The 17,413-nt window shown below is 69.8% G+C and carries 18 protein-coding genes; 5 read left to right on the top strand and 13 right to left on the bottom strand.

Annotation, left to right across the window (positions count from 1 at the left end; translation table 11 throughout):
- The first annotated feature begins 157 nt into the window (after positions 1-157).
- Both E7Y32_RS14245 and E7Y32_RS14240 read left to right on the top strand, forming a co-directional pair.
- Positions 158-832: a DedA family protein gene (locus E7Y32_RS14245; protein ID WP_261382457.1), complete on the top strand. Its 675-nt coding sequence runs from the start codon at positions 158-160 to the stop codon at positions 830-832.
- Positions 833-1,259: 427 nt separating this feature from the next.
- Positions 1,260-2,138, top strand: coding sequence for a BTAD domain-containing putative transcriptional regulator (locus E7Y32_RS14240; RefSeq protein WP_261382456.1), 879 nt, complete (start codon positions 1,260-1,262; stop codon positions 2,136-2,138).
- Between the two features lie 66 nt (positions 2,139-2,204).
- Here E7Y32_RS14240 and E7Y32_RS14235 read toward each other — a convergent pair whose 3' ends face one another.
- Both E7Y32_RS14235 and E7Y32_RS14230 read right to left on the bottom strand, forming a co-directional pair.
- On the bottom strand, positions 2,205-3,497 hold the full coding sequence (locus tag E7Y32_RS14235; RefSeq protein WP_146337692.1) for a Y-family DNA polymerase: 1,293 nt from the start codon (positions 3,495-3,497) through the stop codon (positions 2,205-2,207).
- 5 nt (positions 3,498-3,502) lie between these two features.
- Positions 3,503-3,934, bottom strand: coding sequence for a LexA family transcriptional regulator (locus E7Y32_RS14230; RefSeq protein ID WP_146337691.1), 432 nt, complete (start codon positions 3,932-3,934; stop codon positions 3,503-3,505).
- Between the two features lie 230 nt (positions 3,935-4,164).
- Here E7Y32_RS14230 and E7Y32_RS14225 point away from each other — a divergent pair, with 230 nt between their 5' ends.
- Complete coding sequence (locus E7Y32_RS14225) at positions 4,165-4,869, top strand: class I SAM-dependent methyltransferase (RefSeq protein ID WP_186466994.1); 705 nt, start codon at positions 4,165-4,167, stop codon at positions 4,867-4,869.
- Between the two features lie 57 nt (positions 4,870-4,926).
- On the opposite strand, the gene E7Y32_RS14220 is transcribed toward E7Y32_RS14225, so the two are convergent.
- Complete coding sequence (locus E7Y32_RS14220; RefSeq protein WP_146337689.1) at positions 4,927-5,454, bottom strand: GNAT family N-acetyltransferase; 528 nt, start codon at positions 5,452-5,454, stop codon at positions 4,927-4,929.
- A 46-nt stretch (positions 5,455-5,500) separates the two neighbouring features.
- On the bottom strand, positions 5,501-6,121 hold the full coding sequence (locus E7Y32_RS14215; RefSeq protein ID WP_146337688.1) for an L-threonylcarbamoyladenylate synthase: 621 nt from the start codon (positions 6,119-6,121) through the stop codon (positions 5,501-5,503).
- Between the two features lie 178 nt (positions 6,122-6,299).
- On the opposite strand from E7Y32_RS14215, the gene E7Y32_RS14210 reads away from it, so the two are divergent.
- Both E7Y32_RS14210 and E7Y32_RS14205 read left to right on the top strand, forming a co-directional pair.
- Positions 6,300-7,169, top strand: coding sequence for an SDR family NAD(P)-dependent oxidoreductase (locus E7Y32_RS14210; protein ID WP_261382455.1), 870 nt, complete (start codon positions 6,300-6,302; stop codon positions 7,167-7,169).
- Positions 7,166-7,714 (top strand): NAD(P)H-dependent oxidoreductase, encoded by a 549-nt coding sequence (locus E7Y32_RS14205; protein WP_146337686.1) that lies wholly within the window; start codon positions 7,166-7,168, stop codon positions 7,712-7,714. Before E7Y32_RS14210 ends, E7Y32_RS14205 begins: the two co-directional genes overlap by 4 nt.
- A 48-nt stretch (positions 7,715-7,762) precedes the next feature.
- Here E7Y32_RS14205 and E7Y32_RS14200 read toward each other — a convergent pair whose 3' ends face one another.
- Genes E7Y32_RS14200 through E7Y32_RS14160 form a run of 9 tightly spaced genes read right to left on the bottom strand, consistent with a single transcriptional unit; the run spans position 7,763 to position 17,321 of the window.
- Positions 7,763-8,908: an XdhC/CoxI family protein gene (locus tag E7Y32_RS14200; protein ID WP_146337685.1), complete on the bottom strand. Its 1,146-nt coding sequence runs from the start codon at positions 8,906-8,908 to the stop codon at positions 7,763-7,765.
- Positions 8,909-8,916: 8 nt separating this feature from the next.
- Positions 8,917-9,672 carry an SRPBCC family protein gene (locus E7Y32_RS14195; RefSeq protein WP_146337684.1) on the bottom strand — a complete coding sequence of 252 codons (756 nt, stop codon included), beginning with the start codon at positions 9,670-9,672 and terminating at the stop codon, positions 8,917-8,919.
- Positions 9,662-10,987 (bottom strand): VWA domain-containing protein, encoded by a 1,326-nt coding sequence (locus E7Y32_RS14190; RefSeq protein WP_146337683.1) that lies wholly within the window; start codon positions 10,985-10,987, stop codon positions 9,662-9,664. The genes E7Y32_RS14195 and E7Y32_RS14190 overlap by 11 nt, the downstream gene beginning before the upstream one ends.
- The gene (locus tag E7Y32_RS14185) at positions 10,980-11,903 is read right to left on the bottom strand and encodes a MoxR family ATPase (protein WP_186466993.1); all 924 of its coding nucleotides are present in this window, start codon (positions 11,901-11,903) and stop codon (positions 10,980-10,982) included. The genes E7Y32_RS14190 and E7Y32_RS14185 overlap by 8 nt, the downstream gene beginning before the upstream one ends.
- The gene (locus E7Y32_RS14180) at positions 11,900-12,559 is read right to left on the bottom strand and encodes an NTP transferase domain-containing protein (RefSeq protein WP_146337682.1); all 660 of its coding nucleotides are present in this window, start codon (positions 12,557-12,559) and stop codon (positions 11,900-11,902) included. The genes E7Y32_RS14185 and E7Y32_RS14180 overlap by 4 nt, the downstream gene beginning before the upstream one ends.
- Positions 12,543-13,469, bottom strand: coding sequence for an XdhC family protein (locus tag E7Y32_RS14175; protein ID WP_146337681.1), 927 nt, complete (start codon positions 13,467-13,469; stop codon positions 12,543-12,545). Before E7Y32_RS14175 ends, E7Y32_RS14180 begins: the two co-directional genes overlap by 17 nt.
- Positions 13,469-15,862 (bottom strand): aerobic carbon-monoxide dehydrogenase large subunit, encoded by a 2,394-nt coding sequence (locus E7Y32_RS14170; protein ID WP_146337680.1) that lies wholly within the window; start codon positions 15,860-15,862, stop codon positions 13,469-13,471. Before E7Y32_RS14170 ends, E7Y32_RS14175 begins: the two co-directional genes overlap by 1 nt.
- Positions 15,859-16,425 carry a (2Fe-2S)-binding protein gene (locus E7Y32_RS14165; RefSeq protein WP_146337679.1) on the bottom strand — a complete coding sequence of 189 codons (567 nt, stop codon included), beginning with the start codon at positions 16,423-16,425 and terminating at the stop codon, positions 15,859-15,861. Before E7Y32_RS14165 ends, E7Y32_RS14170 begins: the two co-directional genes overlap by 4 nt.
- Positions 16,426-16,430: 5 nt before the next feature.
- Complete coding sequence (locus tag E7Y32_RS14160) at positions 16,431-17,321, bottom strand: xanthine dehydrogenase family protein subunit M (RefSeq protein ID WP_146337678.1); 891 nt, start codon at positions 17,319-17,321, stop codon at positions 16,431-16,433.
- Positions 17,322-17,413 lie beyond the last annotated feature (92 nt).

The raw sequence follows: 17,413 nt of genomic DNA, 5'->3' as shown, positions 1-17,413 counted from the left end.
CAATTTTCCTCCCGCCGCCGTCAAATGACGCCGTCCCTGCGGCTCCGGTCCGCGGCCGGGCAGCGGTGACGGGTCCGGGGGGACGGCGGTGCTGCGGAGGAGGGTGTGGCAGGCTAGGGGATGACCCGAGACCTGCCGCGCCCGAGGAGTCCGAACGATGTCCGAGCCCGTTATGGTGCCCTTAGCGTCGCAAGCGCACGAGCTGACCGGAATCGTCGGCTTCGCTGCCCAGGCCATTGGCGCGTTCGGGGAATGGGGCGTTGGGCTGTTCACCCTCGCGGAGACGGTCTTTCCGCCGATCCCCAGCGAGGTCATCCTGCCGCTGGCCGGTTTCCTGACCCGCCAGGGGTCCATGAGCCTGGCGCTCGTCTTTCTCACCAGCACCCTGGGCGCGTACGCGGGGGCGCTGCTGCTGTATTGGCTCGGCGCCCGCCTGGGGCTGGAGCGGTCCATCCGCTGGCTGTCCCGGCTTCCGCTGGTGGACCGGGAGGATTTTGAGAAGGCAGCCCGCTGGTTCGACCGCCACGGCCGGCCGGCCATCTTCTTCGGCCGGTTGATCCCGGGCGTGCGGAGCCTGATCAGCCTTCCTGCCGGCGCCCAGAAAATGAACATGCTCACCTTCAGCCTCTTCACGGTCGCCGGGAGCGGACTGTGGAACGGGCTCCTGATCGGCCTGGGCGCCGTCCTCGGAGCCCAGTACGAGCTGATCGAGCACTATTCCCGGTACCTCAATTACGCCGTTTACGTGGCTATCGCCGCGCTCCTGGCCTGGTCTATTGTCAGGGCGATCCGGCGGCGGAAATCAGGCCACGGCACCCCTGCAGGTCAATAGGGCCGCCTTTCGCTTGCCAATTCCAGGCCCACAGGCGCCGTCCGGCTACGTGGTTTGCGAGTCCGCGAATGTTGCAGGTGAGGTTCCGCGGTTACTTGAAGCGGCACTCTTTCCCGGTGCTGCCTACTTGGCCCGGACCGCGATTACCTGCATCTGTTCTCGCGCGCTTACTCAGCAGTACTGGTCGACGTACCCGTCTTTCATTCCCCCGGAAATCGGGTAGTTTCCCTGCTTGTTGCCCAATGTTCATCGTGTCACGGTGGCTGTGAGGGGTCGGCTAGAACAGGGGTTTCAGTCCGCACTGTTCCGTCTCTACTTCGGCCTTTGAATGACGCGATTTAAATCGTTTTACCTGGGGAAATCGGAGAACATCGTGAACAATTTGCCGGGAGCAACACCATCGATATCCGTTCAACTTTTTGGATCCTTGGAAATCCGCCGCGACGGCGTGGCACTCACTGCCGCGGATCTGGGCGGGTGCAAACCGCGGCACATTTTTGAGATTCTCCTGCTGAATCTGGGTACGCCGGTCTCTAAAACCCGCCTGATCGAGATCCTTTGGGGTCCAAGTGCCAGTGACGGCGCCGTGGCCACCCTGGAGAGCTACGTCAGCGGCATCCGCCGAGCCATTCAGCCGGGCCAGACCAAGACCGGCCCGCTCCGGACGGCCAACAGCGGCTACGTGCTGGATCCCCAGCTTGTGGACCTGGACCTCTCGCGCTTCCGCGGTCTGCTCCGCGCGGCCAGCCTTGCGGCCCCGGCCGACGCGTATCCGCTCCTGCTTGAGGCGCTGGAACTTTCCACGGAACCGCTCCTCGGCTTTGAGCTCGTGGCCGACTGGGCAGAAGAGGCCCGCACTCGCCATTCCGCCGAACGGGTCGGCGCGATGATCTTCGCCGCCGAGACGGCGAGCTTCCTGGAGCGTCACGACGAGGCGATCCGCTGGGCGCAGACAGCGATCCGAACGGAGCCGCTGAACGAAAGGGCCTGGACGGTCCTGGTGACGGCGTACGAACTTGCGGGGCTGCCGGTCGAGGGCCTCTCCGCCTATGACCGTTGCCGTCGGCTCTTTGACCGCGACCTGGCCTGCTCTCCCGGCCCGGCCCTCCAGGCGGCGCATCTGCGGCTCCTGCGCCAGCGCGCGGAGGCGAACACGGAACTCTCCGAAGTGCTTGCGGCCCTGCTTTTCCTGGGCGAGAGGCTGCACGGCGCCGGACCGCAGCGCCTCGCGGCCGATGACCGGCTGCATGAGAACGCCGGAAGGATCCTGGACTCCTTCCTCCAGCGCGTCCGCGCGGCCGTCTGACCCACAGCTGTCCCGCCAGTGAGCCGCCGTCGAACCGGTGTCCGGCTGTCGGGCGGGTCGGGGGAGTCAGCCCGCCTTGACGACGGGCAGCTCGTCCCAGTGGGTGGTGTAGCGCGGGGACAGCATGTCACGCTTCATCGTCCAGTCCGGTCCGCCGCGGATTCCGGCGTGCCCCAGGCCGATGGAGCCCCGCCCGTATTTACGGCTGACCTCCTCCAGCAGCGGGCCGATGCCGCGTTCTTCATGGGGATTCTCGAAGGCGGCCAGCGGAGCCTGGCGGGCGGTCGGGCGCAGGTCCGTGACCATGATGCCAGCCCGCGCGTACTTCACGCCGTCGTCGATCCGGGGGAGCAGGGCGTAAGACGCCCGGGCCAGCAGCACGGGATCCGCGGTGGGCATGGGCAGCCGGACACAGACCGAGGGGTGTGAGCTGTCCCGGGGGTTGTAGTAGGACGTGGCGGCGAAGGCGGTGAGGACCGTGGCCTGCAGCTCGTGCCTGGCGAGCCGGGCGCTGGCCTGCTGGGCGTAGATGCCGAGGACCTGGCGCATGCCGGCCGCGGTGCTGATCGGCGTGGCGAAGGACCGGCTGAAGATCAGTTGGTCGCGGCCGACGCGTTCCTCTTCGAGCGGGATGCAGGGGGTGCCCTGCAGTTCCAGGACGGTGCGCATCAGCACCACCGAGAAGCGGTCCCTGATTCTGATCGGGTCCGCCCGGGCGAGGTCCAGCACGGTATGGATCCCCATCCCGTTGAGACGTTTGGTCAGCCGCGTGGCGACACCCCAGAGCTCGATCACGGACAGCCGGGCCATCAGGTGCTCCCGGCTGTCGGCGGGAACAGAATCCCAATGGCAGACGCCGTCGAAGTCAGGGTTGTGTTTGGCCCACTTGTTGGCCAGCTTCGCCAGGGTTTTAGTGCCGGCGATGCCGACGCAGACCGGGACGCCCACATTCCGGCGCACCGCGGTCTTCATGGCCTGGCCCAGCCGCAGCAATTCCTCCGGGGTGCCCCGGACGCCAAGGAAGGCCTCGTCAATGCTGTACACCTCCAACCAGGCCGAATAGCGGCCCAGGAGTTCCATCACGCGGGCGCTGACGTCCCCGTACAGCTCGTAGTTGCTGGACCTGGCTACCAGGCCCCACTCTTTGGCCCGCGGGGCAATCTTGAACCAGGGTTCCCCGAGCGGTATGCCGAGCGCCTTCGCTTCGGCCGAGCGGGTGACCGCGCAGCCGTCGTTGTTGGAGAGCACCACCACGGGCCTGCCCTCCAGTGAGGGGTCGAAGGCGCGTTCGGCGCTGGCGTAGAAGCAGTTGACGTCCACGAGGGCGATGCTGCCGCGGCCGGGGCGGGACTCAGGCATGGTTTTCAGACGTGGTGGAGGCAGCGGGTCGCGACTCCCCAGATGACGAGGTCGGCGAGGGCGGGCACCCGGATGTCGGGGTAGCGCGGGTTGTCGGCCTGCAGGACCACCCCGGCGGCTGTGAGGCGGAGGCGCTTGACGGTGAGTTCGCCGTCGAGGACGGCGACGACGACGCACCCGTCGCGCGGCTCCAAGGCCCGGTTCACGATGAGTTCGTCGCCGTCGCTGATGCCGGCGCCCTCCATCGAGTCACCGGACACCCGCACCACGTAGGTGCTGGTGATGTCCTTGATGAGATGTTCGTTGAGGTCGATCCGGCCGTCAAAGTAGTCCTGGGCTGGCGACGGATAGCCGGCCGCGACCGGCACCGGCGAGATCAGCACCGACAGGAGGGAAGAGCCCGCATCTATCACGCGGGGCCCGATGAATACGCCCACAACACACCTTCATTCGAATATATCTTCGAATCCAAGTGTAGTCCCGAGGGCCGACAATGGACCGACCCTCGGCGCCGTGGCGAATCTGGCGCCCCGTGACCCGGGGCTCGGAGCGAAGGGAGCCTAAGGCAGCGAAGACCCAGCCCGCAGGTGCTGTTGAAAGGCGGATGCTGCTTGCTAGGGTCGACCCTAATTATCCCGCCCGGGGAAATCGCTTGAAGGGAAGAGAAGTGAAAGCCGACCACTACGACAGTTTCGCCGAACGTTACGCGGCGGAGAACGAGTCCAGCCTCCTCAACGCCTACTACGAGCGGCCGGCGATGATTGCGCTCGCCGGCGACGTCGACGGGCGCCGGATCCTGGACGCGGGGTGCGGCTCGGGGCCCCTGACCGCGGCATTGAGTGCGAAGGGCGCGGTCATGACAGGCTTCGATTCCAGCCCCGCGATGCTGGGGCTGGCAAGACAGCGGCTGGGCGCGTCCGCGGAACTGCACGTGGCCGACCTCAGCAAGCCGCTCCCTTACGCCGATGGCTCCTTCGACGACGTCATCTCGTCACTGGTGTTGCACTATCTGGAAGACTGGTCGGCACCCCTGGCTGAACTTCGACGGGTGCTCAGGCCGGGCGGCCGCCTGATCCTGTCGGTCAACCACCCCACGGTCACTGTGGTCACCCAGCCGGCCGAGGACTACTTCGCCCTCCGCCAATACTCGGAGGACTATGAGTTCGACGGCGAACCGGCAGTCCTGACCTTCTGGCACCGGCCGCTGCACGCGATGATCAACGCCTTCATATCGGCGGGCTACCGCGTGGCCACCGTGAGCGAACCCGAGCCTTCGCCGGACACGCCGCGCGAACTGCTTCCGTCCCGCATCCTCAGCGGGGAGAAGTCGGCGTTCCTGTCCTTCATCTTCTTCGTCCTCGAGGCAAACTAGCCCGCACATGAAACGGCGCGCGCTGTGGGAGGCCGGGCCGAAGGGGTTCATTGGTTCCTAGGCGGCGGGGACGGTATCGATCCAATAGCGGCGTTTGCCGTTGCGGCTGTCCTCGTAGACGCCGCCGTTCTTTTCGATGGTGGCCCGGGAGCCGGCATTGTCCTCGTCGCAGGTAAGGAGAGCGCGGGGGATTCCGAGGTCCCGGGCAACCGGCAGGGCATCGGCCAGGGCCGCTGCTGCGTGGCCGAGGCGCCGGGCCGAGGGCCGCACGCTGTAGCCGATGTGGCCGCCCTCATTGAAGAGGAAATCGTTCAGTTCGTGCCTGATGGCCAGGGAGCCAAGGAACTTCTCGCCCTCGACGATCCACAGGTAGGTGCAGGGCACATAGCCCGGTTTCCGCGGGCTCTCGGGCAGGGCGTCCTTGTTCAGGGTGTCGACAAAGCGGCGGAACGACTCCGGATCCCGGAGCTCGTCCAGGGACCAGTCCTCCGCGCCTCCGCCGTCGCGGTGGGCTCCGTCGAATTCGGCGGATCCCTCCAGCCAGGAGGAGTGGTAGCGGGCGTCCGGAGCGATGAGGCGGGGCATCCCAAGAGCCTAGTCGACGATGCTGCGGTTCCGCGGCTCTCGGCCCTTATTCGAACCTGGACGGGTCGCCCATGCCGTGGCGGACAACCTCGGCGACGCCGCTGGAGAAGTCGATCACCGTCGTCGGCTCCGCCCCGCAGTCGCCGGAATCGATCACGGCGTCCACCACGTGGTCCAGCCGTTCCTTGATTTCCCAGCCCTGCGTCAGCGGCTCCTCCTCGTCCGGCAGCAGCAGGGTGCTGGAGAGCAGCGGCTCGCCGAGTTCCGCCAGCAGCGCCTGAACCACTGTATGGTCCGGGATCCGAACGCCCACGGTCTTCTTCTTCGGGTGCAGCAGCCGCTTCGGCACCTCTTTGGTGGCGGGCAGGATGAAGGTGTAGCTGCCCGGCGTCACGGCCTTGATGCTGCGGAACACGTCATTGTCGATCTGCACGAACTGGCCGAGCTGGGCAAAGTCCTTGCAGACCAGCGTGAAGTGGTGCTTGTCGTCCAGGTGCCGGATCGCGCGGATCCGCTCCAGGGCGTCCCTGTTCCCCAGCTGGGCGCCCAGGGCGTAGCAGGAGTCGGTCGGGTAGGCGATCAGGCCGCCGGACTTCAGCAGTTCCACCACCTGCGTGATGGAGCGGGGCTGGGGGTTATCGGGGTGCACATCGAAGAATCTCGCCATGGCATGAGCTTACGCCCGGAGCCGGGGGCGGCAATGCCGGCCGGGCCACGGGCGCGGCTTGTGCACAGACAATTCTGTCTGATAGCTTCGTTCCCGACCTGGACAATCCTGCCTAGGTCGGCCGACGGGAGTGCCGTCCGGCGAACGCGGCACCGGGAGTGAGGCTCGTATGCAATCCATGGCGGGAAAAACTGTCCTGATCACCGGCGGAACCGGCGGGATCGGCAAGGCCACAGCACTGGGCCTGGCCGCCCGGGGCGCCCGGGTCGCCATCACCGGGCGCGACGCGGACCGGGCCACACAGGCGGCAGAAGAGATCCGTGCGGTGGCCTCGGCCCCCGTTGAGGTGTTCATCGCAGACCTTTCCTCCCAGGGAGAGGTCCGCCGCCTGGCCGGCGAGGTGCTGCAGACCTTGGACCGCCTCGACGTGCTGGTCAACAACGTCGGCGGGTTTTGGAACAGCCGCCGGCTCACCGTTGACGGCCTGGAGTACACCTTCGCCCTCAACCACCTGGCGCCGTTCCTGCTCACGAATCTGCTCCTGGACCGGCTGAAGGGGAGCGCGCCCGCGCGGGTGGTGACGGTTTCCTCCGGAGCCCAGGCCATGGGCCGGATGGATTTCGCGGACCTGCAGGCCGAGCGCTCCTACTCGGGGCAGCGGGCCTACAACCAGTCGAAGCTGGCGAACGTCCTGTTCACCTACGGTCTCGCCGCCCGGCTCGCCGGCACCCGGGTCACGGCGAACGCGCTGCACCCCGGTGTGGTGCGGACAGCCTTCGGGGCCGAGGATCCCGGACCGCTGCAGGGGTACCTGGCGCCGCTGGTGCAGCGCTGGATGAAGACTCCGGAGCAGGGAGCGCAGACGTCCATCCATCTCGCCTCGGCGCCCGAACTCGAAAATGTCACAGGCCAGTACTTTGCCAACAGCACGGCCAAAAAATCATCCGAACGCAGTTACAGCCAGGCCGATGCTGACCGCCTCTGGCGGCTCAGCACGGCCCTGGTCGGCCTCGAATCCGACTCCGAAAGAAGCACAAACCTTCCATGACCTCCCACCGCACCCTCGTCGTCGTTGCCCACCCGGATCTGGCGGCGTCCCGGATCACGGCGGCGCTCGCCGACGCCGTCACGGACCTCGACGGCGTCACCGTCCGGGAGCTCGCCTCCGCCTACCCGGACCGGCGCGTCGACGCCGCCCGGGAGCAGGAGCTCCTGCGGGAGCACGACACCATCGTGCTGCAGTTCCCCTGGCACTGGTACTCCATGCCCGGAGTGCTGAAAGAGTGGATGGACCAGGTCCTCAGGTACGGGTTCGCCTACGGTGCCGGCGGGGACGCGCTGCACGGCAAGCGGCTGCAGCTGGTCATCTCCACTGGCGGCCCCGAATCGTCCTACACCCCGACCGGGCACAACCGCTTCACCATGGCCGAGCTGCTGCGCCCCCTGGACGCCACCGCCCACCTGTGCGGGATGGACATGGCAGAGCCGTTGATCCTGCATTCGGCGCCGCGGGCCACACCGGAGGAACTGGCGGCCCACGCCGCACGCTACCGGGAACTGCTCTCAGCCGTCCCCGCCGCTGCGGGGCGCTAGGCTTCCCCGGGCCCCCACCCAGCAGCAGGGGCCGACGTCGAACTGCCGCTAGGCCGGCGGCTGTCCGGTGGTCTGTTCGTCGTGGTGGATCCGTTCGTCCAGCTGCCGCAGGGGCTCGCCGCTGCCGCTCCACTGCTTGGCGATGATCTCCGCGGCGATGGACACCGCCGTCTCCTCCGGGGTCCGGGCGCCGAGGTCCAGGCCGACGGGGCTGTGTAGCCGGGCCAGTTCGGCATCGCCGAGTCCGGTCTCGCGCAGCCGCCTCAGCCGGTCCTGGTGGGTGCGCCGCGAACCCATCGCGCCGACAAACGCCACCGGGCCGCCGCGCAGGGCCACCTCCAGCAGCGGGATATCGAATTTCGGGTCGTGCGTGAGGACGCAAATGACCGTCCGTTCATCCACCAGCCCCGCCTTCTGCTGTGCGGCGAGGTAGCGGTGCGGCCACTCGTTGACCACCTCGGCGGCGTCGGGAAACCTTGCCGGTGTGGCGAAAATGGTGCGGGCGTCGCAGACGGTCACCCGGTAGCCGAGAAAGGTGCCGAGCCTCGCGAGCGCCGAGGCGAAGTCGATCGCGCCGAAGACGAGCATCCGCGGCGCGGGGGCGTAGCTGCTGAAGAAGATCCGCATCCCGCTGTCCAGCCGTTCGCCGTCCGGGCCGTAGCTCAGAATGCCGGTCCGGCCCGCCGCCAGATAGCCCTGGGTGTCGTCGCCGACGGCCAGGTTGGCGCGCTCCGAGCCCAGGTTGCCCTCGAAGCCGTCCGGACGGACCACCAGGTGCCGGCCCAGCCAGGTGCTGTCCGGGTGCTCGATGACCGTGGCCACCCCCACCCGCTTTCCGTCGGCGATGTCCTGCCGGACGCCGTCGAGCTCGGCGAAACGCTCCCGTGAGACCGGCTCGACGAAGATGTCGATGATCCCGCCGCAGGTCAGGCCGACGGCGAACGCGTCGTCGTCGCTGATCCCGTACCGCACCAGGACCGGGAGGCCGTCGTCCTTGACCTGGGTGGCGAGTTCGTACACGGCGCCTTCCACGCAGCCGCCGGACACCGACCCGACGGCCTCGCCGCCGGCGGTGACGGCCATGGACGCGCCCGGCAGCCGCGGGGCGGACTTGAACGTGTTCACCACGGTGGCCAGGCCGGCGGTGGTGCCCTGCCGCCAGTCCGGCATGATGGCCTCCAGCACGTCCCGCACGGTGCCGCCTAGAGCCGTCCGCAGAGCCGGAGCATCCGGAACGCGGAGCGCCGGCCGGCCCAGTAGGCGACGCAGGCCACCACGGCGACCAGGCCGAGGACCTTGCCGGGGCTGGAAAGCTGGTCGGCGGCGATGCCCCTGGCGAGGCTGAACGCGTCGAGGCTGGAGGACGGCGCCGGCGGGGACGACGGCGCAGACGGTTGCGGCGGCGTTGCCATGCCGCCAGCCCCGGTGGCCGCCACCGGGGCTGCAGCCGCCGGGGCGGCCGCCGGTTCCGCTTCGGGGGCAGCCGCCGCGCCGTCCCCGGCCGCCGCGCCCGGTTCGGCGAGCATGGCCTGCAGGTTGCTGGCGAAGAGCCCCATCATTTGTTCGGTGACGCTGCCGATCACGCTTTTGCCCATCGCCGCGGCCTTGCCGGACAGTGCCAGGTCGGCGCTGACGGTTCCGCGCGTGGTGCTCCCTTCCTCCGTGAGCGCCAGCGTGACCCGGGCTTCAGCGGTGCCCTGGCCTCGGGTTTCCTGGGCCTTGCCGCCGAGCACAGCCCGGTGCTCGGCGGCGTTGCGCTCCAGCACGTTGAGCAGACCCTTGTACTGCATGTTCACCGGGCCCAGCTTGACCGTCATGCCCACCTGGTAGGCGTCGTCGGAGAGTTTGTTCAGGATCTGGGCGCCCGGCAGGCAGCCGGCCACCCGTTCAAAGTCCATCAGGGTGTCCCAGACCTTGCCGATCGGTGCGACCACCGCAAAACTGCTGTCAATCTGCATGAGCTGCTCCCTTGTCTTTGGGTTGACTTCCGGTCCTTGGGTGTCCCGGCGTGTGCCGGCCGGGTCCGGGCGGGCCATCGCCGCGGATGGCTGCGGCGAGCTCCGCCAGGGCCGCGTAGCTGTGTCCGCTGACGAACGCGTCGCAGTAGGGCAGCGCGGCGGCGATGCCGCCGGCCAGCGGCTGGTAGCCCGGTGCGGCCTTGCGCGGGTTCACCCAGACCACCCGGTGCGCGAGCCGGCGCAGTCGGGCCATCTGGGCGGCGACCTGCGCCGTATCCTCCTGCGCCCAGCCGTCGGAGAACACCACCACCACCGCTCCCCGGGCCAGCCCGCGGCGGCCGTGTTCGTCCAGGAAGAGCCGCAGGCTCCCGGCGATCCGGGTGCCGCCGGCCCAGTCCGGTGCGGTGGCGGCGGCCTGGGCCAGGGCCAGGTCGGGATCGCGGTGGGCGAGCTGCCGGGTCAGGCGCGTCAGCCGGGTGGAAAATACGAAGGCCTCCGCCCCGGCATTGGCGACGGCGCCCTGCAGCAGGGACAGGAAGACCCGGGAGTAGGACTCCATCGAGGCGGAGACATCGCACAGCAGCACCAGCTTGCGGCGCTGCGCCCGGCGCCGGGCGTAGAACAGCCGGGGGGAGTCGTGGCCGGAGCGGCGGGCGGCCCGCACGGTGGCCCGGACGTCCAGCTGGGCGCTGCTGTGCGGCGATTTGCGGGTCCGCTGGCTGCGGCGCACGGGTGTGGCCAGCTGGATCCGGGCCGCGAGCCGCCGCACCTCGGCGGCCTCCGCCGCGGAGAGCTCGGCAAAGTTTGTCCCGTGCAGGTGCTCCTCGGCGGAGGCCATCGCGAGGACGGCCTCACGGTCGGGGCCAGAGCGGGCGCCGTCGTCGTCGCGGCCCGTCGCCACGGCAGGGTGCCGGGGGCCGGTGGTGCGGCCGGGCTCGGTGGGGCGGCCGCTGTCCGCGGCGGGCCGGGGGCTGGATCCCTCCTCCGGCGGCGGGGCAGGCGCGGCCGGGACGGGGGTGCCGGTGCTGCGGTCCAGCGCTGCCGCGGGATCGAACCCGCCGCGGAAGACGGTGTTGAACACGGCGTCGAACACCGGAAGCTGCTCGAGGCTGGCCACCAGGACCACGCGCAGGGTCCAGTACAGCCGGTCCAGCGATGTCGGGGGGACCAGCCGGAGGGACTCCGCCAGCCGGGCGGCGCGGTCCGGGGAGCAGGAAAGGCCGGCGCGGCGCAGGGCCGTGATGACGGCGGCGGCCAGGGCGGCAGCCTCCACAAACGACGGCGGGGCAACTGGCACGGGCCTTGTCTCAGTCACCTGTGCCTCCTACCAGCCAGGCCGCACCGCGGGAGTCCACGAGTTCCAGGTCGTCGCGGTTCTTGACGATCGAGCCCCAGGTTTGTTCGGCCGTGGCGGCGTCAATCCGCTCGATGCCCAGCACCGCGAGCGCCGAAACCCAATCGATCGCCTCCGAGATCCCCGGGGGTTTGGCCAGGTCCAGGGTCCGCAGCCGCGTGATCACCGCGGCGGCCTGCAGTGCCAGCGGCCCGCTGCTGGCCGGCACGCGGCGGCGGACGATCTCGGCGATCCGGGCCGGCCCCGGGTAGTCGATCCAGTGGTAGAGGCACCGGCGGGTCAGTGCGTCGTGCAGGTCCCGGGTGCGGTTGGAGGTCAGGACCACGATGGGCGGATGCGTGGCGCGGATGGTGCCGAGCTCGGGGATGGTGACCGAGGCTTCCGCGAGCAGCTCGAAGGTGAACGCCTCGAACTCGGCGTCGGCGCGGTCGATTTCGTCCAGCAGCAGTACCGCCGGCCGCGGCCCGGGGTGCTCGATGGCCTGCAGCAGCGGCCGGCGCAGCAGGTATTGCGGGCCGAATAGCTCGGTTTCGCTGACCTCGGCGTCGCGGGCCTCGGCCAGCCGGATGCCCAGCAGCTGGCGCTGGTGGTTCCATTCATACAGCGCCTCGCCCGCGTCGATGCCCTCGTAGCATTGCAGCCGGAACAGGGGTGTGTCCAGCAGCTCCGCGAGGGTCTTGGCGGCCTCCGTTTTGCCCACCCCCGCCTCGCCCTCGAGCAGGATGGGCTGCGGCAGCCGCACCGCGAGGAACAGGGCGGTGGCCAGCCCGGTGTCGGCCAGGTAGTCGTGCCGGTCCAGGGCCGCCATCAGCGAGGCCACGTCCGGGATCCGCCGCTGTACCTCTTCCTCTGCCCCCGTCCGGGCTGCCGTGGTCACCCGGCCCCCTGCAGCTCGGCCAGCACCCGCCGGTAGTCCTCCTCGGTGTCGACGTCCAGCGGGACGGGCCCCGGCGTCCAAACCTCGACGACGTCGTCCGACCGCTGGTCCAGCAGCTTCCAGACGGCTTTGTCCCCGTGCAGGGAGGCCAAGTCCGGCAGCAGCCGCCGGCTGAACGCCAGGGGGTGGCCGATGCCGTCGTCGTACCGGCACATGGCGGCCCCGGGGCCACCCGGCCCGGCCAGCGCGCGGACCAGCGGTGCCACGTTCCCGGCGCGGACGCCGGGCTGGTCACCGAGGAGCAGCACCACCGCACCGGTGTCCGGCCGCAGCAGGGCCATCGCGGCGGCAATCGAGGATGAGCAGCCCTCGCCGTAGTCGGGGTTGAGCGCCACCTCGCAGCCCGAGGTGTCCACGGCGCGCAGGACCTCCTCGGCGGAGCCGCCCAGGGCCAGCACGGTCTGGGCGAAGCTGCAGCGCCGGGCCGTCGCGAGGACGGCGTCCAGCAGCACGCCGCCGCCATAGGGCAGCAGCTGCTTGGGTCGGCCCAGGCGCCGCGAGCCCCCGGCTGCCAGGATGACGGCCGCCGTGCCGGCGGGGACCGGGGACTCAGCGACCGGGGACTCGGGCGCGGGGGAGTCAGGTGCTGAGGGCATAGCGCTCCGGGTCCTTGCGGAAGGCCGCGCGGCAGCCGGGGGAGCAGAAGTAGACGGTGACGCCGTTGTGCTCCAGGTGCAGGGACGATTCCACTGCCGGTACGGACATGCCGCATACCGGGTCCACCGCGGTCTTCGGCTGCGGGGTCGAGGGGGCCGGAACCCCGCCGGTGTGCGCGTGCGCCCGCGCCGTGGCCCGCTCCTGGACCAGCTGGGCGAGGATGGACAGGGCGATTTCCCCGGGGGTGCGGGCGCCCAGTTGCAGCCCCGCCGGGGTGTAGACCCGCGAGCGCAGCACATCGTCGACGTCGAGGGAGTCCAGCACGGCGGCTCCGCGCACCTCGCTCGCCACGAGGGCCACGTAGGGCACGCCCGCGCGCAACGCCGCTTCGAGGGCGCCTTCCTCGGCCTTGCCGTGCGAGGCGACGATCAGGGCGGCGTCCCCGGGGCGGGGCTGCGCCGCGTCGCCGTCGGCGAGTTCGACGTCGAACCCGACGCCGGGCCCCAGCGCGGCGAGCGCCTGCGCCACCGGCGCGGCCCCGACCACCACCACCCGGGGCGCAGGGATCCGGGGCTGCAGGAAGATCTCGATCGCGCCGCCGCTCAGGCACGGGTTGGACACCTCGACGGCGCCCTCCTCGGTGCGGTGCGACGGTTCGCCGGGCAGGACGCGCAGCAGCAGGGGTTCCCCGGACGCCAGCACCTGCAGCCCGTACTCCCGGACCGAGGACTCGACGCAGTTGCCGCCGACGAAGCCCTGCAGCTCGCCGCCGGGCAGCAGCAGGGCGGTGTCTCCGGCGCGGGCGCTGGTCGGATGCTGCGCGCGGACCACCGTGGCATGCACAAACGGCTCGCGGCGGGCGGTGAGCTCGCCGGCCCGGGCGGCGATGGATTCAGCGGTGGTGGTCATCAGATCGGCGGCCTCGCCCGGCCCTGCATGGCGGCCCAGACCCGGGCCGGGGTGCAGGGCATGTCCATGTGCGTGACCCCGAAGGGGGCCAGTGCGTCCACAACGGCGTTTACGATCGCGGGCGGCGACCCGACCGTGGCGGACTCGCCGATGCCCTTGGCGCCGATGGGGTGGTGCGGGGACGGGGTGACCGTAAAGCCGGTCTCCCAGTCCGGGACCTCCATGGCCGTGGGGATGAGGTAGTCCATAAACGACCCGCCGAGGTTGTTGCCGTCCGCGTCGAACTCGATGATCTCCATCAGGGCCATCCCGACGCCGTCGGTCAGGCCGCCATGGACCTGGCCCTCGATGATCATCGGGTTGATCCGGGTCCCGCAGTCGTCCACCGCCACGAAGCGCCGCACCTTCACGTGCCCGGTTCCCGGGTCGACGTCGACGACGCAGATGTACGCGCCGAACGGGAACGTGAGGTTGGGCGGGTCGTAGGTGACCTCGGCGTCGAGGTTGCCGTCGACGCCCTCGGGCAGCGTCAGCGTCCCGTGGGCGGCCATCGCGATGTCCTCGATGGTCTTCCCCGCGGTGGGGTCGCCCTTGACGAACCAGCGGCCCTTCTCCCATTCCAGGTCCTCCGGGCGGGTCTCCAGCATCGCCGCGGCGATCAGCTTCGCCTTCTCCCGCACCTTGCGGGCCACGAGCGCCACGGCGCCGCCGCTGACCGGCGTCGAACGGCTGCCGTAGGTGCCGAGGCCGAACGGCGTCTGGTCGGTGTCGCCGTGGACGACGTCGATGTTCTCCGGCGGGATGCCGAGTTCCTCCGCGACGATCTGGGCGAACGTGGTTTCGTGGCCCTGGCCCTGGCTTTGCACCGAGATCCGAACCACGGCCTTGCCGGTGGGGTGGACCCGGAGTTCGGCGCCGTCGGCCATGCCCAGGCCGACGATGTCGAAGTGCTTGCGCGGCCCGGCGCCGACGACCTCCGTGAAGAAGGAGATGCCGATGCCCATCAGCTCGCCCTTGGCCCGCTTCTGCTCCTGTTCGCGGCGGAGGTCCTCGTAGCCGGCCAGCTCCATGGACTTCCGCATTGCTGCCTCGTAGTTGCCCGAGTCGTAGACCCAGCCGGTCTTGTTGGCGTAGGGGAACTGTTCCGGTTTGATGAAGTTCTTCAGCCGCAGCTCCGCCGGGTCCATCTCCAGTTTCCGGGCGAGGATGTCCACCATCCGCTCCACGAGGTACACGGCCTCGGTGACGCGGAAGGAGCAGGCGTAGGCCACGCCGCCGGGAGCCTTGTTGGTGTAGACGCCGGTGACCTTGCAGTAGGCGGCCTGCAGGTCGTAGCTGCCGGTGAAGATGGAGAAGAAGCCGGCCGGGGTTTTCGTGGGCTGGGCGGTGGCGTTGAAGGCGCCGTGGTCGGCCAGCACATTCGTGCGCAGCGCAAGGATTTTCCCGTCCCGGGTCGCGGCGATCTCGCCCTGCATGATGTAGTCGCGGGCGAAGGAGGTGGACATCAGGTTCTCCGAGCGGTCCTCGACCCATTTCACCGGCCGGCCGGTGACAATCGAGCCGACGACGGCGAGGATGTAGCCGGGGTAGATGCCGACCTTGTTGCCGAAGCCGCCGCCGATGTCCGGGGACACGATCCGGATCTTGTGTTCCGGGATGCCTGCGACGATGGCGAACAGCGTGCGGTGGGCGTGGGGGGCCTGGGTGGTCTCGTAGAGGGTCAGTTTGCCGTTAACGGCATCGAAGTCGGCGACGGCGCCGCAGGTTTCCATCGGCGCCGGGTGCACCCGCGGGTAGACCATCTCCTGGCTGACGACGACGTCGGCGCTCGCGAACAGCGCGTCGGTCTCCGCCGCGCTGCCGATCTCCCAGTCGAAGATCTTGTTGTCCGTCCGGCCCTCGATTTCGTCCCGAATGACGGGCGCGTCGGCGTCGAGGGCCCGGCGTGCGTCGACCAGCGGCGGCAGCATGTCGTATTCGACGTCGATCAGTTCCAGCGCGTCGCGGGCGGCGTACCGGTCCTCGGCGACGACGAACGCGACCTCCTGGCCCTGGAACCGGACCTTGTCCGTGACCAGCACCGCCTGAACGTCGGCGGACAGGGTCGGCGCCCAGGCGAGCTTGAGGCCTTCCAGGTCCTTGCCGGTGATGACGGCGAGCACCTTGGGGTGGGCCAGGGCGTTGGTGGTGTCGATCGAGACGAGCCGGGCATGCGCCACCGGGGCGCGCAGGATCGCGCCGTGCAGCATGCCGGGCAGCACAAGGTCGTCGACGTAGTGGCCCTTGCCGCGGACGAAGCGGGGGTCTTCCTTGCGCTGGATGCGGCCGTAGCCGATCGGGCGGTCCGCGTCGCCGGCTGCGGGGTTGCTGCCCCGCTCGTGGATGACAGTCATGCCTTCACCTCTGCGTTGTCGATTTCCGTCGCGACGTCCTCCACCACGGTGTCGGTGCCGTCGAGGACCTCGTCGGCGGCCTCGCCGCCGCCGTCGGCAGCGGCGGCCGGGTGGGCGGCGGCCCACTGCACGGAGCGGATGATCGTGGAGTAGCCGGTGCACCGGCAGATCTGCCCGGAGATGGCCTGCCTGATCTCGCCCTCGTCCGGGTGCGGGTTCTTGTCCAGCAAGGCGCGGGCGGTGAGCATCATGCCCGGGGTGCAGAAGCCGCACTGCAGCCCGTGCTCTTCCATAAAGCCCTGCTGGACCGGGTCCAGCGTGGCGCCGGTGGCGAGCCCCTCGACGGTGCGGATGTCGTGCCCGGCGGCCATGGCCGCGAGGACGGTGCAGGACTTCACCGGCTGGCCGTCCATCAGGACCACGCAGGTCCCGCAGTTGCTGGTGTCGCAGCCCCAGTGGGTGCCGGTCAGGCCCAGCACCTCGCGGATGTAGTGCACCAGGAGCACCCGCGGTTCAATCTCGGACGTCACTTCGTTGCCGTTAACGGTCATGCTGATCTGCATGTGCTTCAGCCTTCCTGGGTCTGTGCGGCCGTCCCGGCGGCGCGGGCGCAGGCCCGCCGCAGGACCCGCCGGGTGAGTTCGTCGGCCAGGTGCCGCTTGTAGTCGACCGGCCCGCGCTGGTCCGCCACCGGGTCGCAGGCTTCGGCCGCCAGAGCGCCGGCCTCGGCGTACAGCTCCTCGGACGGGTGTTTGCCGCGCAGCAGTTCGGCGGCGTCCGCGACGGTGTGGTCCAGGCCCAGCGCCGTCAGCCCGACGGCGGCCTCGGCGATGCTGCCGTCCTCCGCGAGGGTCACGGCCGCGCCGGCCGCGCCGACCGCCCAGTCGCCCACCCGCCGCTCCACCTTCTCGTAGGCACTGGAGGAACGGGGCCGGACCGGGAACCGGACTTCGGACAGCAGCTCGTCCGCCCCAACGGCGGTCTGGTACGGGCCGCGGTGGAAGTCCCGCATCGACAGGATGCGCTCGCCACCGGGGCCGCGGACCACCGCCACGGCGTCGAGGACGTCGCAGACCGTGGACAGGTCCTCGGCCGGGTCGGCCTGGCAGAGCGAGCCGCCGATCGTGCCGCGGTTGCGAACCACCGGGTCGGCGATCACGGACTCGGCGTCCCGGACAATCGGGAACAGCCGGGCGATTTCCTCCGACTCCAGCAGCGTGCTGTGCCGGGTGAGGGCGCCGACGCGCAGCTCCCCGCCGCCCTGCAGAACGAAGTCGAGTTCAAAGAGGTCGTTGATGTCGATCAGCCACTCCGGGCGGGCGAGCCGGAGCTTCATCATCGGAAGCAGGCTGTGGCCGCCGGCGATGATCCGCGACTCGGGGCCGTGGCGTGCTAGGAGTTCGAGCGCGTTCTCCACGGTGGTGGCGCGAACATAGTCGAATGGAGCCGGAATCTGCATAGTCCCACCTCACTCCGGGGCGCAGGCAACGTCGCACGGCGCCGGTTTAAGGCAAGTGTTGCCCCGCCCCGAGAGGGGTGTCAAGATCGACA

The organism is Arthrobacter sp. UKPF54-2, from assembly GCF_007858535.1.
Taxonomy (GTDB): domain Bacteria; phylum Actinomycetota; class Actinomycetes; order Actinomycetales; family Micrococcaceae; genus Arthrobacter.
This window is presented reverse-complemented; position numbering and strand designations above follow the sequence as displayed.